Source organism: Acidovorax sp. LjRoot194 (assembly GCF_964253015.1).
Lineage (GTDB): Bacteria > Pseudomonadota > Gammaproteobacteria > Burkholderiales > Burkholderiaceae_C > Acidovorax.
Genome location: NZ_CAXUQB020000001.1, coordinates 4,324,554 through 4,339,652, shown reverse-complemented (window position 1 = coordinate 4,339,652; position 15,099 = coordinate 4,324,554). Strand labels below are relative to the sequence as shown.

Genomic DNA, 15,099 nt, shown 5'->3' with positions numbered 1-15,099 from the left:
GGGACTCCAGGAGATCGAGCCTGAAGGCCGTGTGTGGCGGGTTCCCCGTCTGTAACTAGTATTTGGCCGACGGGGCATTGCCAGCAAAGCCGGAGATTATAGCCCTTGTCCCGCCAAGTAGTGCAAGCAGTTGGAGCGCACCCCTGATCGCAACGTGCCCGGGCGGCTCATTGGCTACCCTGTACGCGGAGAAGGAAAGCGCACCGAACCTTGCTGGGCCGGGCTCAAAGGCGCCGCGTGGCGTGGAATTTGCTTCATGTTGTAACAGCAACATTCACCGCGAACGCGGGCCCTCTTGACCGGGGCCCGCCACGCGCAGACACCAAGACCATGGCATTCATGCACCGCGTTTCGGGCTGGCTGGGCCGCCTCAGTGTGGGCCGCAAGCTCATGCTCATCTACCTGCTGGACCTGTCGGCGGTGATCTACGTCTCCAGCATCCTGATCCACGAGAAGTACGTGGCCATCGACTTCACGCGCAAGGAGATCGTGGGCACCACCTACGCCGCCGTGCTGCGCGATGGGCTGATGGGCCAGTTCCTCGCCGCGCCGCAGCAGCAGCCGCCCGTGGTGGCCGATGTCCTCACGCGGCTGGCGGGTGTGCGCCAGGCCTACGACGACCAGCTGCGCACGCACGATGTGGGCGAACGCTTCAGTTCGGTGCTGCAGCAACTGGTGCAAAGCCCGCCGCCGGCCACCGACACCATCGCGCTGACCCGGCTGCGCAGCCAGTTGCTGCGCGAAGGGCGCGAGCTGCTCACCACGGTGGGCAACCAGTCCAACCTGATCCTGGACCCGGACCTGGACAGCTACTACGGCATGTCGCTGGTGGTGCTGCGGTTTCCCGAGCTGCTGCAGGCGGTGCACGACACCGTGGTGTTCCTTCACGCGGCGCCCACGGGGCGCGGGCCGCAATGGTCGTCGGAGCTGCTCACGCTGGTGGGGCGGCTCGACGCAGTGATGCTGGGCATCGAGTCCGACTACAACCAGGCGTTCATTGCCGGGTCGCCGGAGATGCGCACTGCCCTCATGGTCCAGCGCGAGGCATTGAAGACGTCGCTGGAGGGTTTTCAGGCGCTGCTGCAGGGCGTGGCGTCCGGCGAGTCGCGCCTGACGCTGGCGCAGGTGGAAACGCAGCAGGTCCAGGTGCTCGGTGCCCTGCGCGATGCGTGGACGGTGGGCATTGCGGACCTGGAGCGTTTGCTCAACCGCCGCGTGGAGGGCCTGTTTGCCCGCATGTGGCTGCACCTGGGCACGGCGCTGGTGCTGCTGGGCTGCATCCTGAGCCTGGTGACGCTGGTGGCCCGGCAGATCGCCAAGCCGCTGCAGCAGCTGGCGCGCGTGGCCGACGAGGTGCGCAAGAGCGGCGACCACACGCTGCGCGCGCACTGGTCGAGCCGCGACGAGATCGGCCGCCTGGTCACCGCGTTCAACGAGATGCTCTCGCAGCTCGACCGCGACCGCGTGCTGCAGCAGGAGCTGGCCGCCAGTGCCCGCGCGGCCGAGGCGCAGCGCGAGCTGGTGGAGGCGTTCCCGATCCCGATGGTCGTCACCTCGGTGCCCGAGCACGAGGTGCTGCATTCGAACGCGCCGGCCGGCCACTGGCTGGGCGGGCGCAAGACCGACCCCTGGGCCGTGGGGCTGGAGCCCGGCGTGCGGGCGCGGTTCTTCCAGCGCCTGGCGGACCAGGGCTCGGTCGATGAGTTCGAGGTGCGCTGGAAGGGCAGCACCGAGCCTTCGTGGGCCGTGCTGTCGGCGCGGCGCCTGCAGTTCCAGGGCCGCGACGCGGTGCTCACGGCGTTCACGCCGATCAACGTGCTCAAGGTCATGGAGCAGCGGCTGGAGCTGTGGGCCAAGGTGTTCGAGGCCTCGTCCGAGGGCATCATCATCATGAACGCCGAGCAGCAGATCATCAGCGTGAACAAGGCGTTCTGCCGCAGCACGCACTACGACTTCTACGAGGTCATCGGCGAGGACCTGGGCTTCTTGCTGGAAGAGGCGGGCGGCGAGCCGCTGTCGGCGCAGATCAGCCGCACCATGCTCGACAAGGAATCCTGGCAGGGCGAGGTGCGGTTTCGCCGCCGCTCCGGCGAGACCTACCCGGCCTGGCTCATGGTGTCTGCCGTGCGCGAGAGCAAGGGCGGGGCCGTGGCCAACCACATCGGCATCGCCATCGACATCACCGACCGCAAGCTCAACGAAGAGCGCATCCAGTTCCTGGCGCACCACGACGTGCTGACCGAGCTGCCCAACCGGTCGCTGTGCGTGCAGCGCCTGCAACTGGCGCTGGCGCAGGCGCCCATCACCGGCGAGAAGGTGGCGGTGCTGTTCATCGACCTGGACCGCTTCAAGGCCATCAACGACACGCTGGGCCACCACATCGGCGACGGGTTGCTGCGCTCGGTGGCCGGGCGCCTCACACAGGCCGTGCGCAGCCGCGACACCGTCAGCCGCCTGGGCGGCGACGAGTTCGTGGTGGTGATGCGCGACGTGGCCGGGCACGACGACGTGCAGCAGCTGGTGGAGCGGCGTCTGATCCCGCTCATCCGCCAGAGCCACCCGGTGGAGGGGCACGAGCTGAACGTGTCGTGCAGCGTGGGCATCGCCGTGTACCCCGAGGATGGCGGCGACATCGACGAGCTCATGCGCCGCGCCGACGCTGCCATGTACGAGGCCAAGACCACCGGCCGTGACGCGGCGCGCTTCTATTCGGTGGAGACCGACCAGCGCGCCCTGGCGCGCCAGACCATGGAGCAGCACCTGCGCCGCGCGCTGGAGCGCCACGAGCTGAGCCTGCACTACCAGCCGCGCCTGGCGGCCAAGGGCGGGCGCCTGCTGGGGGTGGAAGCCCTGCTGCGCTGGAACAACCCGTCCATCGGCGCCATACCGCCCAGCGAATTCATCCCCATCGCCGAAGAGACGGGCATGATCCGCGCCATCGGCAGCTGGGTGCTGCAGCAGGCTTGCGAGCAGTGGGCGCGCTGGCAGGCGCTGCCGCGCTCAGCGGGGGATGGCAGTGGTGGCGGTACTGGTGGCGCCCGGCACCCGCTGGCGGACATCTCGGTGTCCGTCAACCTGTCGGCCGCGCAGATGGCCGACCCGCTGCTCGTGCCCGACATTGAGGCGCTGCTGGCCCGCACCGGCATGCCCGCCCACCGGCTGGAGCTGGAGATCACCGAGTCGCAACTGATGGACAACGCCCACGCGGCCGAGCAGCAACTGGCGGCGCTCAAGTCGCTGGGGGTGCAACTGTCCATCGACGATTTCGGCACGGGGTATTCGAGCCTGGCCTACCTCAAGCGCTTTGACATCGACCGCCTGAAGGTCGACAAATCCTTTGTGCGCGACATGCTGAACAACCCCGCCGACATGGCCATCACGCGCGCCATCATCGCGCTGGGCCACACGCTGGGGCTCAAGATCGTGGCCGAGGGCGTGGAAGACCTGGCCACCGCGCAGGTGCTGGGCGTGCTCGACTGCGAGGAGCTGCAGGGCTACCACTTCAGCCGGCCCTTGCCGGTGGCGCAGCTGGAAGACTGGGCGTTGCAGCAGCGGGCGCTGCAAGTGAGGGCGGTTGCGACGGCGTAGCGGCCGAACATGCGCTGCGCAGGCGAGGGACGCCGAGCAAGGGCCGCCCCGCAGCGAGGGCGTCGTCCCCCTGCCCGCAGCGCTCTGGCGCTGCGAGAGCGGGGGGAAGGCCCGCAGGGCCTCAGGGGGGTGTCGCCTTCAACGCCTGCGCGCACGCATGGCCGCTGGCCCAGGCCCACTGAAAGTTGTAGCCGCCCAGCCAGCCGGTCACGTCCACCACCTCGCCGATGAAGTACAGGCCCGGTTGCGTCTTGCACTCCATGGTCTGCTGCGATAGCGCTTTGGTGTCCACGCCGCCCAGGGTCACTTCGGCTTTTTTGTAGCCCTCGGTGCCGGTGGGGGTCAGCTCCCAGCGGGCCAACTGCTCGGCCAGCCGCGCCAGGGCCTTGTCCGAGGCCTCGTTCACCGGGCGCTGCCAGTCGGCTTCGCGGCCGGCCCAGGCATCGGCCAGGCGGCTCGGGACCAGCGTGGCCAGTTCGTTGGCGATCAGCTTGCGCGAGCGTGACTTGGCCTGGGCCAGCGCAGCGGGCAGGTCCACGGTGGGCGCCAGGTTGACGGCCAGCGGAGTGCCCTCGCGCCAGTAGCTCGATATCTGCAGCACCGCCGGGCCCGACAGGCCGCGGTGGGTGAACAGCAGGTCTTCATGAAAGGCCATGCGTTCTTTCTTGGCACCGGTGCTGATGTCCACCGGCAGCGCCAGGCCTGCCAGTTGCACAAACGGCGCCCAGGCATCGCCGTCGAACGTCAGCGGCACCAGGCCGGGCCGGCGCTCGACCAGCGGCAGGTTGAACTGCTGTGCCATCCGGTAGCCAAAGTCCGTCGCGCCGATCTTGGGGATCGACAGGCCGCCGGTGGCGATGACGACCGAGCGCGTCTGCACGGGGCCTCGGTCCGTATCAATTTGATAGCTGCGAGCGTTTTCTGGACCAGCGGTACAGGGCAAAAAGGCTAATTTTTTGACGCCACACGGCTGCCAGTGCGTCACTCCGCCCGCTGCGCATTCGGCCAGCAGCATGGCGATGATGTCCTCAGCCGACCGGTCGGCAAACAGCTGGCCCTTGTGCTTTTCTTGAAAGGCGATGCCGTGCTTTTGCACCAGCGCGATGAAGTCCGCCGGCGTGTAGCGCGACAGCGCCGAGCGGCAGAACTGCGGGTTCTGGCCGACAAAGTGCTTGTGCGGCGCAGCCGGGTCCAGGTCGCGGTTGGTGAAGTTGCAGCGCCCGCCACCCGAGATGCGGATTTTTTCGGCCACCTTCTCGGCATGGTCGATGAGCAGAACCTTCAGGCCCCGCTGGCCCGCCTGGCCCGCGCAGAACAGGCCGGCAGCGCCGGCGCCGATGATGATGGCGTCAAAGAATGGGGTGGTCATGGGAGCGGCGGATTGTAGGGTGTCGCCATTGGACCATCGGCCGTGTGGCGCTGTAGGATGGCCATCGGCACGCGCCGCCGTATTCCGAGGACAGATCCATGCACCCCACCATCCGCTATGCCGCCTGCGCCCTGGCCCTGGGCTTTCTGGCCCCGGCCTGGGCCATCAACAAATGCACGGGTGCCGATGGCAAGGTGGCGTTCCAGGATGCGCCGTGCGTGGGTGGGCAGAGCGAGAAGATCGAGGCGCGGCCCGCCATGGAGGGCGCCACGCCCATCGCGCCCGCGCAGTCCACCGGGAAAGAGGGCGCATTCGGCCCATCGTGGCAACGCAAGAACTACCTGCAGAACCAGGGTGTGCCCCAGGCACGTGCTGCTGTTGATCGCAACCAGCGGGAGTGCTCAGCAGCCCCGGCAGAGGCCGTGGCCACTGCCGGGCCGTTGCGCAAATCCATTGCGTCCGGCAATCAGTTCGCGCAGGAAGCGGCGGCTGCGGTGGCCAAGGGAAAGTCTGCCTGCGAGGCCCGTACCGAGGAGCTGCGCGAGCAGTTGAGGACGCTCGAGAAGGAACTGAGCACGCTCTGACCGCGCCATTCTTCGATCGCGCGACGGACGCCGTTTCAGCCCTTCCAGGTGAACGGAAACTTGAACTGCTTCACAAACCCGTTGGGCACGTAGTCGCCCAGCACGCCGTACTTCTCGGGCCAGAGCTTGTCGCTTTTCACGGCCGTGCCGAACAGGTAGTCCAGAAACGCGAAGTGCGCTGAATAGTTCTTGTCCAGCGCCTCCTGATCCTGGCTGTGGTGCCAGTGGTGGAAGTTGGGCGTGACCAGCACGTAGCGCAGCGGGCCCAGGCGCACGCTCACGTTGGCATGGTTGAACACCGCCTGGAAGCCCACGACGACGATGTACGCGTCAATCACTTCCTTCGAGAACCCGAACACGTAGATGGGCGCCAGCACCAGGGTGCGGGTGATCAGCAGCTCCAGGATGTGCTGGCGCGAGCCGGCCATCCAGTCCATGCTCTTGACGCTGTGGTGCACGGCATGCAGGCGCCACAGCACCGGCACCTCGTGGTAAGCGCGGTGCGTCCAGTACTGCACCAGGTCGGCCACCAGCACGATGAGGAACAGCGCCACCCAGAAGTTCAGGCCCTGCACCCAGCCGCGGATACCGTCGCTGGCCGCCCAGCCAAAGAACTTGTGCACGATGAGGTTGGTGGCCAGCAGCACGAAGCCCACCACCATGTGGTTCACGATGAAGTGGTGAAAGTCGGTCTGCCACTCTTCGCGGAAGATGGGCTGGTCCTTGCGCAGTGCGAACAGCTTCTCGATGAAGATGAAGATCAGCGAGCTGCCCAGCAGGTCGAGGATGAACCAGTCCAGGCCGATGTAGGGCGTGTTGTCCGGGAAGTTGGGGTCCACTTCGACCTTGTGGCCGCCCAGGAAAGCGGCCAGCGCCACGATGGCGAAGGCGAACGTCGCCAGCCAGCGCGATCTGTTGAAGAGGATGTTGACCAGCGAGATGCCGCCCGCCACCGCCATCGCGCCCAGCATGATGTTGCGGATGACCGTGACGTCGTAGCTCTTGCGCAGCTGCGGCGTGGTCAGGTACTCGGGGAAGTGAAACGCCAGCACTCCCAGAAAGCACAGGATGGCCAGCGTGAGGGCGATCACCCCCGAGACGAGGCCGCGCCCGCGCCGCAGCGCGCCGTGGCTTTCGGTGAATTCATTGAGCTTGTCAATTTCGAGCATGTTGCTGTTCCCTCCGGCATCGTGTGCCTGGTATCGGTATGGGCCGCGTGCCGGCGGCGGCCTGGGGCGGCGGGGGTGACGGTCTGCAGTGACCGGCCGGTCGCGCCGTGGCATGGGTTGTGCTGCCCCAAGTTTAGCGGCCGCGGCGTTGCGAGGGCGCGACGCACCCCATCCCACCCCCACCTAAAATTCCAGCATGAACATCCCCTCACACCAACTCAGCATGACCGTGCTGATGTCCCCCGACATGGCCAATTTCTCGGGCAATGTGCACGGCGGGGCCATCTTGAAGCTGCTGGACCAGGTGGCGTATTCCTGCGCCAGCCGCTATTCGGCCTGCTACGTGGTGACGCTGAGCGTGGACCAGGTGATGTTCCTGCAGCCCATCCATGTGGGTGAGCTGGTGACCTTCCTTGCCAGCGTGAACTACACCGGCTCTTCGTCGATGGAGATTGGTATCAAAGTGGTGGCCGAAGACATCCGCACGCAGGTGGTGCGGCATGTGAACAGCTGCTTTTTCACGATGGTGGCAGTGGACGAGTCGCGCAAGCCGGTGAAGGTGCCGCCCTTGTCGCCCACCACGGCAGACGAGAAGCGCCGTTGGGAGGCCGCCCTGCTGCGCAAGGCCTTGCGCAAGGAGCTGGCCGAGCGGTTCACGCAGGTGCGGGAGACGGCGGGTACCTAGCCTGCGGCCCCCGGCAAGCGCCGCGCCTTGACAGCGCGGCTCGCCGTGGTGACCGTGGCCGCAGTGGCCAGCTGTGAAGCCGCTGGCCCGTGGTGCAAGCCGCCGTTCAGCGCGCCGCGCAAAAGCCGAACTCGGCCGTGGCGCCCGCGGCCAGGGTTTTGTTCCAGGCCACACCCGAAGCGCTCAAGCGGCCTGCGGATTGCGTCCAGGTGGCGTTCCACAGATTGTTGATGGTGCCGCTGACGGGGATGTTGACGGCCCAGTTGCCGGACACCGAACCCATGTTGATGACTCGGACGCGCTGGCAATAGCCGGCGCTCCAGTCGCTGTCCATGATCTGCACGACCGAAAAATTGGGTGCGGGTGCTGGCGTAGGTGCTGGTGCCGGGGTGGGGGCCGGAGCGGGAGTCGGAGCCGGAGCCGGCGTGGGTGCGGGCGCGGGAGCTGGTGTCGGAGCCGGTGCTGGCGTAGGTGCAGGTGCAGGTGCCACGCTGCCCCACAGCCGTTGCAGCAACTGCACCTTGTCCGCGCGCAGGGTGCCCCAGTCGTCGTTCAGAATGCCGCCGGTGTCGCCGCTGTTGGGGTTCCAAGACCAGTAAAAGCCGCTGCGCATGCCCTTGGTCACGAGGTAGTCCACCAACGCGTTCTGCCACAGCACGTCGCGTGCATCGCCCCGGCCGTACTTGCCGCCGAACTCGCCCAGCATCACCGCATAGCCGGCCTGCGCAAACCGGCCGAAGTGCCGGTCCCAGATGGCCGGCATGTTGGCCGGGAAATCCGCCGCATTGAAATACTGCTGCACATACACGTCGGGGCCGTAGACGTGCGGTGCCAGCAGCAGGCGGTTGGCGGGGATGTTCAGCGGCGTGCATTCCAGCGGCTCCAGGTTGCCGCCCCAGAAGTGGCCCGTGTTGCTGGAGCACACGGGGTTTTCGCCAATGCCTTCCACCGCAATCAGCCAGTGCGGCGCCACCTGCAGCACAGCGGCGGAAGCGCGTTCTGCCGCGCGGTTCCAGTCGGTGGCCTGGTTGCCCGTGCCCCAGGTGGCTGCGCCGTGGGGTTCGTTCTTGATGTCGATGCCGATGACGCCGGCCACTCCGCCGTAGCGCTGCGCGAGGAAGGTCAGGTCCGCGATCCACTGCTGCTCGCTGTAGCTCGGCGTGTACCAGAGCTCGCTGATCGACTGGCAGTCCGGCGTGTGGTGGTCCAGCAGCACATACATGCCCCGGCGGCTGAGCTCCTGCACGATGGTGTCCATCACCTGGATGGCCGACAGGCCCTGCAGGTCGGCGTTGCGGCTGTAGTCGATGCTGTTGGGGGCATTGCCGCGCAGCGTGGCGGGGCAAAACGGCAGCCGCACGGCGTTGAATCCGCTTTGCTGCATCTGGGTGATCATGTCCTTCCAGTTGCGGGCCCACAGGCCGTGCACCACGTTCGTCTGGGTCTCGAAGCCGAACCAGTTGACGCCGCGCAGCTGCACCGCATTTCCGGCGCTGTCGGTGACCTTCCCGGCGTTGATGGAGTAGCTCCAGGCGCCGCTGCAGGTGGCGAGCAGACAGCCGGCGAGCGTCAGGCGTTGGCAAAGTGTGGTGAGCTGCATGGAATCCTCTCTGGCTGGGTGTTGGGTGCCGTGCGTCTCCCGATCAGGGAGTCCAGCGGGTGGCCGCGCAGGCAATTTCTACGGAAATCATAGGTCCGCCAAGCACGCAAATGCCGAGGTATCGGGCCCACCTTGTAAGCGTCTGTTAGGGACGCGTCTGGGTGTTGGCCGCGTCCGACAGACGCTTTGTCGATCACGGTGCAACGGCACCGAGCCAAGGGCGACGGTTCGCCATGCAGCGGTGTTCAGCTCCGTGCCACACCACACCACACAACGCGACGCCGTCCGACGTTTTGCGTGTCGACGAGCCAGCGGACCACGCTGCGGCGAGTGGCCTGAGCGAGCCCCGGTCAGGCGGCGCTGCGGCTGCGCCCCGCCAGCGACACGGCCTGGAGCGAAAGGCCGTCGATTTCGTTGGTGATGCCCGACAGCACATTGGCGACCACCGCAAACTCCCGCCCATGCTGGCCCGCGCGGGCGGCCATCACCTGGGCGTTGAAGCTCACCACCTTGGCCTCCCGCGCCACCGTCTGGATGGAGGCCACGATGCCGGCCAGCTCCTTCATGAGGACCTCGGCCTTGGCCTTGCCCACCTGGTCGAACACCGTGGTGGCGGTGTTCAGCGCTTCGAGTGCGGCATCGGTGTTTTCCACCAGCCGGGCCAGTGCGTCCTCCACGCGGGGGCTGCGGGCTTCGGTCAGGTCCAGCGCGGTGCCGACCTGGCGGGCAAAGGCATCGATGGTGGCGCCGACGCCGCCAGGGGCACCGTAGACCTTGCGCACACGCTCAGCATCTGGCCCGTCCAGGTGCCGCGGCGTGTCGACCAGGCGGGCCTGGCTGGCGGTGAACAGGACCAGCGTGGTGCGCGCCGCCTTCAAGTGCAGCTCGCTGCCACCGGCGGCCAGCACGGTCTGCAGCACCATGCGCTGCGACAGCATGCGCTGGCGTGCGGCCAGGTTGACCAGCGACATGTCGGTGTCGCGCGAGGCGGCGGGCGACGGTGCCGGCAGGGTGGAGGGCGATGCAGGCATGCCGGTGCGAGAGGGGACGGGATAGGCTGCCATGGGGGTCCTTGTGCTTGTTGCATTCAGATACCCACAACAAGCAATAGCCGGGCCAGTGTTCATTCGACGGGCCAGCGTGCAGCGGGGTCGCAACGGCCATCAGCCAAGGCGCCGCTGACCGCCCGCTGCGCTGCGCTGCCGTGGGCGCAAAGCCGCGCACGCACCGCGGCCCTGCAGGGGTTCGTGGGTCGGCATTGGCGCCGCGGCAGTGCACGGCGGCCCGCCCTGGCCGCCAGTCCATGCCGTACCAGAGGCGCTAGCCCGCGCGGCGTGCCATCGGCACATCCTGCGATGCCAGCGCCACGCCGCGCACCACATCGCCCACCACGATTACCGAGGGGCTGGCCAGCCCCTCGCGGGTGATGGTGGCGTGCAAGACGCCCAACGTGGTGATGGCGTGGCGCTGTTGGGGCAGGCTGGCGTGCTGGATGATGGCCACGGGGGTATGGGCGGGCAGGCCGGTGAGCAGCTCTTGCTCGATGGTGGCCGCGCCGCTCACGCCCATGTAGATCACGAGCGTGAGCTTGGCGTCGCGCGCCGTGGCCGCCAGCTGGCGCCAGTCGGTGCCCGCATCGCCAGGCTTCGCATGCCCGGTGACGAACACCACGCCGTGCGCGTGCTCGCGGTGGGTCAGCGGCACGCCCAGCGAGGTCAGCCCTGCCAGGCCCGAGGTGATGCCGTTGATGACCTCGACCTGCACGCCCGCGGCACGCAGGTGCTCCACCTCTTCGCCACCGCGGCCGAAGATGAAGGGGTCGCCGCCCTTCAGTCGCACCACGTTCTCGCCCTCGTTCACGGCCATCAGCATCAGCTTTTCGATGAAGGCCTGCGGCGTGCTCTTGCAGCCGCCGCGCTTGCCCACGTAGACCACGCGGGCGGTGGGCGGGGCGTGGGCCACGATGGCGTCGCTCACCAGGTCGTCCACCAACAGCACGGTGGCCGCCTGGATGGCCTTCAAGGCCTTGATGGTCAGCAGCTCCGGGTCTCCCGGGCCGGCACCGACCAGGGTGCAGCGGCCGCCGGTGCCCAGGTGGGGCGTCAAGGTGACTGCGGCGGCAGGCGTGGAGGGACTGGCGGGTGGCGTGGGGCGGCTCATGGCGATGTCTCCGGGGCTGTTTGATCCGCAAGGTGCAAGATGTGTTCCACCTGTTTTTCGATGGCGGGCGGAATGGGCAGCTCGCCCGCCAGCACGCGGCGGGTGTAAGCGGCGGTGGTGGCCACGTCGATCTCGGCGGGCAGGCCGGGAACCTCGCTGGCGGTGCCGGGCTGCTGGGCCTCGAGCAACTCATGTGTGCCGTGGATGAAGCCGTCGTAGCGCGGGGTGCGGCGCGGGTCGGTGGCGACTTCGCCTTCGAGCCCGCGCGAGAGCAGGGCGGTCATGCCCAGCGTGCGGAAGGTGGTCTGCAGCATCTCGAAGTATTCGGGGTGGGTGTACGCGGTGACCACCACCGACGGCCCGGCGCACGGGCTCATCAGCTTGACCACGCTGTGCCCCGGGTTGCGCAGGCCCACCACCTCGCGCACGGCCAGCAGGCGGGCCAGGCCCGCATGCAGGTGCTGGGTGTGGATGTGGCGCACGGTTCCATTTGCTATCTTTTCAGGAGCTGTCAGCGCATGTATGTCAAGCGCGAGCAGCACATCCGATGCCAAAATGCGGCGCGCCTCGGTGCGCATGCCGTGCAGCAGCACGGGCAGTCCCTTGCGGGCCAGCAGCAGGGCCAGCAGCGGGGTCAGCACCGGCAGCTTGCGCGCGCCGTTGTAGCTGGGCAGCACGATGAGCGGGCGGTCGGTGGCGGGCAGCAGGGCCAGGCGTTGGTGCGTGGCGTCGAGAAAGCCGCACATCTCCTCGGCCGTCTCGCCCTTGATGCGCATGGCCAGGCAGAAAGCGCCGATCTCCAGGTCGCTCGCGTGGCCGTCCAGCACCTGGCCGAACAGGTCGGTGGCCTGGTCGCGCGTGAGCGGCTTGGCGCCACGCGCGCCGCGCCCAATTTCCTTGATGTACTGGCTTATGCCCATGGTATTTTTTTAGCGGGACTTGTGAAACAGGGCTCCAGCGTCGTTATTTCGGCTTGCCGTACGCAAGTACTGTCTGCGCCGAAAATGCCTAGCTGGAGCCCTGTTGCACAAGTCCTTGTGGGGTTCGAAGGGAACTGAGCCGCTATTTTCCTTTAAGCCAGACAACTTTTGGTTATATGGTGGCCTGCGCCAGAGGTTTCGGGGCCAGGGGGCCGGTGGCGCGGACCATGCGTTTGAGTTCGGGCAGGCAGGAGCCGCAGTTGGTGCCGCAGCGCAGTGTGCCCTGCAGTTGGGCCAGGCGGTCGGCGTCGGTGCCGTGGCAGCGGGCCAGTTCGGTGGTGATGGCGGCGTCGGTCACGTTGAAGCAGGTGCACACCGTCTTGCCGCGCGACTGCACCGCCACCGGGGCCTTGGCGCCGGGGACCAGCAGCAGGCGGCCGTAGCTTTGGGCGGGGAGTTCTTCCTGCAGCAGGGTCTTGAGCCAGCCTTCGGCGCTGGTGTCGCCGGCCAGCACGATGCCTTCGAGCGTCATGGCATCAGGCCGGCGCACCAGGCGCGCCGCGCGGCGCTGGCCGCGCTTTTTGTCGGCGTAGCGCTGCGTGTCGTTGCCGGCCAGGCCCATCAACGATTCGATGTGCTCGATGGTCGCGTCCGGCGGGGCTTCGTGCGCGGCGGCGCGCAGCAGCACGCCCACGCGCTCGCGGCCCGGTTCGTTCAACGGCGTGTTGTTGCTGAAGGGCACGCAGCTGGCAAACGGAAACTGCGCCATCAGCGCGGACAGCGCCTCGCGCGTGGCCTGCGCCGTGTCGGCAGGTAGCCAGGCCATGGCCAGCAGCGTCCAGGGCAGCTCGGCCTTCAAAATCTTGACGGCCGCGTGCTTGAGCTCGGGCTGTTTGGACGTGGGGCAGTAGGCCGAGGTGGTCAGCGCATTGACGCCCGCCAGCCGCTCGCCGGTGGACGAGCAGCCGCTCAGGAACTCGCTGCCCCAGTGCATGGCCATGAAGGCCTGCGACACGCCCACGGTAGTGTCGCCCTGCACGGGCACGACGATGGTGCCGCGCTTGCTCGTCACGTAAACCAGGTCGCCGTTCTTCAGGGCGCGCTGTTCCATGTCCTGCGGGTTCAGCTGCACGCTGGGCTCGGCCACGTGGCCGAACAGGCGGCCCAGGGTGCCGGTGCGCGTCATGCCGTGCCACTGGTCGCGCAGGCGGCCGGTGGTCAGGCTGAAGGGGTAGCGCGACTCGCGCGGCTCGGCCACGGGCTTCCAGGCGTGGGCGGCAAAGCGGGCCCGGCCGTCGGCGGTGGGGTAGATGCCGTCTTCGTACAGGCGGGCCTTGCCGGTGGTGGTGCCCTCCGGCAGCGGCCACTGCTGGGGGCCTTGCGATTCGAGCAGGCTCCACGACAGGCCGGTGATGTCCAGGTCGCGTCCGCGCGTGCTCTCGCGGTGCTCCTGCCATACCTTTTCAGCGCCTGCGTCGGCGTGGTCTGTGGTGTAGGGGAAGAGGGTGGGCGCGCCGGGGCGCAGCCGCGCTTCGAGCTGCTGGGCGAACTGCACCGCGATCGCCCAGTCGTGCCGCGCCTCGCCCGGTGCGGGCACGGCGCTGCGCACGCGCGAGATACGGCGCTCGCTGTTGGTCACCGTGCCGGTCTTCTCGCCCCAGGTGGTGGCGGGCAGCAGCAGGTCGGCATAGGCGCAGGTGGCGGCGGTGGCAAAGGCCTCTTGCACCACCACAAACTCGGCGCGCTGCAGGGCGCGGCGCACGGTGGCCTGGTCGGGCATGCTCTGCGCGGGGTTGGTGCAGGCGATCCACAGCGCCTTGATCTCGCCGTCGGCGGCGGCCTGGAACATCTCCACGGCCGTCTTGCCGGGCGTGGCGGGCACGTCGGCCACGCCCCATAGCGCAGCGACTTCGTCGCGGTGCTGGGGGTTGGCCAGGTCGCGGTGCGCGCTGAGCAGGTTGGCCAGGCCGCCCACCTCGCGCCCGCCCATGGCGTTGGGCTGGCCGGTCAGGCTGAAGGGGCCGGCGCCGGGCTTGCCGATCTGCGCTGTGGCCAGGTGCAGGTTGATGAGCGTGGCGTTCTTGGCGGTGCCGCTGCTGCTCTGGTTCAGGCCCTGGCAGTAGAGGCTCAGGGTCGATGTGGAGGTGGCAAACCACTTTGCGGCGGTGGTCAGGTCGGCCACCGAAATGCCGCACACCTCGGCCACGCGCTCGGGCGTGGCTTCGCTCACCAGCGCCTGCAGTTCGGCAAAGCCGTTGGTGTGCGCGGCGATGTACTTTGCATCGGTCCAGCCCTCGCGCAGCATCAGGTGCAGCATGCCGTTGAACAGCATCACGTCGCTGCCGGGCTGCAGCGGCAGGAACAGGTCGGCCATGCCCGCGGTGTCGGTGCGGCGCGGGTCGGCCACGATGACCTTCATGCCCGGGTTGGCAGCGCGCGCGTCTTCGATGCGGCGGAACAAGATGGGGTGCGCCCAGGCCGCGTTGCTGCCCACGATGAACAAACACTGCGCGTGCTTCACGTCGTCGTAGCAGGCCGGTGGCGCATCGGCGCCCAGGGTCTGCTTGTAGCCCGCCACGGCGCTGCTCATGCACAGGCGCGAGTTGGTGTCGATGTTGTTGGTGCCGATCAGGCCCTTGGCCAGCTTGTTGAAGACGTAGTAGTCCTCGGTGAGCAACTGGCCGCTGACGTAGAAGCCCACGGCGCCGGGGCCGTGCTGCCGGATGATGTCGGCGAATTGGCCGGCCGCCAGGCCCAGGGCCGCGTCCCACGATAGCGGCTGGGGCGTATCGGTGCGCTGCAGGCGCTGCTGCGGCTGCAACAGGCGGGTCTGCAGGGTGATGGGGCTGCTGGCCGTGAGGTGCAGGGTCGAGCCCTTGGTGCACAGGCGGCCGAAGTTGGCGGGGTGCAGCGGGTCGCCACGCACACCGGTGATCTGCGCGCCGTTGCTCTCGATGATCACGCCGCAGCCTACGCCGCAGTAGGGGCAGGTGGAATGGGTTTCTGTCATGGGCGCGGTCTTGT

General features: G+C 68.0%; 10 protein-coding genes. 3 read left to right on the top strand and 7 right to left on the bottom strand.

Features of this window, described 5'->3' with window-relative positions:
* Nucleotides 1-330 precede the first annotated feature (330 nt).
* A complete protein-coding gene (locus tag ACSQ3N_RS19735) occupies nt 331-3,588 on the top strand; it encodes an EAL domain-containing protein (protein WP_056170439.1) in 3,258 nt (1,085 codons plus the stop codon).
* 121 nt (nt 3,589-3,709) lie between these two features.
* Here ACSQ3N_RS19735 and ACSQ3N_RS19730 read toward each other — a convergent pair whose 3' ends face one another.
* Complete coding sequence (locus ACSQ3N_RS19730) at nt 3,710-4,957, bottom strand: NAD(P)/FAD-dependent oxidoreductase (RefSeq protein ID WP_056170436.1); 1,248 nt, start codon at nt 4,955-4,957, stop codon at nt 3,710-3,712.
* A 98-nt stretch (nt 4,958-5,055) separates the two neighbouring features.
* Between ACSQ3N_RS19730 and ACSQ3N_RS19725 the strand changes: the two genes are divergently transcribed.
* On the top strand, nt 5,056-5,541 hold the full coding sequence (locus ACSQ3N_RS19725; RefSeq protein WP_056170434.1) for a DUF4124 domain-containing protein: 486 nt from the start codon (nt 5,056-5,058) through the stop codon (nt 5,539-5,541).
* Between the two features lie 35 nt (nt 5,542-5,576).
* Here ACSQ3N_RS19725 and ACSQ3N_RS19720 read toward each other — a convergent pair whose 3' ends face one another.
* On the bottom strand, nt 5,577-6,710 hold the full coding sequence (locus ACSQ3N_RS19720) for a sterol desaturase family protein (RefSeq protein ID WP_056170431.1): 1,134 nt from the start codon (nt 6,708-6,710) through the stop codon (nt 5,577-5,579).
* Between the two features lie 196 nt (nt 6,711-6,906).
* On the opposite strand from ACSQ3N_RS19720, the gene ACSQ3N_RS19715 reads away from it, so the two are divergent.
* On the top strand, nt 6,907-7,395 hold the full coding sequence (locus tag ACSQ3N_RS19715) for an acyl-CoA thioesterase (RefSeq protein ID WP_056170428.1): 489 nt from the start codon (nt 6,907-6,909) through the stop codon (nt 7,393-7,395).
* Between the two features lie 106 nt (nt 7,396-7,501).
* Here the strand turns inward: ACSQ3N_RS19715 and ACSQ3N_RS19710 are convergent, their stop codons facing one another.
* The 5 genes from ACSQ3N_RS19710 to ACSQ3N_RS19690 form a co-directional block, all read right to left on the bottom strand.
* A complete protein-coding gene (locus ACSQ3N_RS19710) occupies nt 7,502-8,995 on the bottom strand; it encodes a cellulase family glycosylhydrolase (RefSeq protein ID WP_436147223.1) in 1,494 nt (497 codons plus the stop codon).
* A gap of 350 nt (nt 8,996-9,345) precedes the next feature.
* Complete coding sequence (locus ACSQ3N_RS19705; protein ID WP_436147222.1) at nt 9,346-10,059, bottom strand: methyl-accepting chemotaxis protein; 714 nt, start codon at nt 10,057-10,059, stop codon at nt 9,346-9,348.
* A gap of 256 nt (nt 10,060-10,315) precedes the next feature.
* The gene (gene cobA, locus ACSQ3N_RS19700) at nt 10,316-11,155 is read right to left on the bottom strand and encodes a uroporphyrinogen-III C-methyltransferase (RefSeq protein WP_436147221.1); all 840 of its coding nucleotides are present in this window, start codon (nt 11,153-11,155) and stop codon (nt 10,316-10,318) included.
* Nucleotides 11,152-12,075 carry a DNA-binding protein YbiB gene (gene ybiB / locus ACSQ3N_RS19695; RefSeq protein WP_436147220.1) on the bottom strand — a complete coding sequence of 308 codons (924 nt, stop codon included), beginning with the start codon at nt 12,073-12,075 and terminating at the stop codon, nt 11,152-11,154. Before ybiB ends, cobA begins: the two co-directional genes overlap by 4 nt.
* A gap of 172 nt (nt 12,076-12,247) precedes the next feature.
* Nucleotides 12,248-15,085, bottom strand: coding sequence for a nitrate reductase (locus tag ACSQ3N_RS19690; RefSeq protein ID WP_436147219.1), 2,838 nt, complete (start codon nt 15,083-15,085; stop codon nt 12,248-12,250).
* Between the last annotated feature and the right edge of the window lie 14 nt (nt 15,086-15,099).

What these genes read in the sequence shown, in the direction of transcription:
- ACSQ3N_RS19735 (WP_056170439.1), top strand. Translation starts at nt 331, where the DNA reads ATGGCATTCATGCACCGCGTTTCGGGCTGGCTGGGCCGCCTCAGTGTG.
- ACSQ3N_RS19730 (WP_056170436.1), bottom strand. Translation starts at nt 4,957, where the DNA reads ATGACCACCCCATTCTTTGACGCCATCATCATCGGCGCCGGCGCTGCC.
- ACSQ3N_RS19725 (WP_056170434.1), top strand. Translation starts at nt 5,056, where the DNA reads ATGCACCCCACCATCCGCTATGCCGCCTGCGCCCTGGCCCTGGGCTTT.
- ACSQ3N_RS19720 (WP_056170431.1), bottom strand. Translation starts at nt 6,710, where the DNA reads ATGCTCGAAATTGACAAGCTCAATGAATTCACCGAAAGCCACGGCGCG.
- ACSQ3N_RS19715 (WP_056170428.1), top strand. Translation starts at nt 6,907, where the DNA reads ATGAACATCCCCTCACACCAACTCAGCATGACCGTGCTGATGTCCCCC.
- ACSQ3N_RS19710 (WP_436147223.1), bottom strand. Translation starts at nt 8,995, where the DNA reads ATGCAGCTCACCACACTTTGCCAACGCCTGACGCTCGCCGGCTGTCTG.
- ACSQ3N_RS19705 (WP_436147222.1), bottom strand. Translation starts at nt 10,059, where the DNA reads ATGGCAGCCTATCCCGTCCCCTCTCGCACCGGCATGCCTGCATCGCCC.
- cobA (WP_436147221.1), bottom strand. Translation starts at nt 11,155, where the DNA reads ATGAGCCGCCCCACGCCACCCGCCAGTCCCTCCACGCCTGCCGCCGCA.
- ybiB (WP_436147220.1), bottom strand. Translation starts at nt 12,075, where the DNA reads ATGGGCATAAGCCAGTACATCAAGGAAATTGGGCGCGGCGCGCGTGGC.
- ACSQ3N_RS19690 (WP_436147219.1), bottom strand. Translation starts at nt 15,085, where the DNA reads ATGACAGAAACCCATTCCACCTGCCCCTACTGCGGCGTAGGCTGCGGC.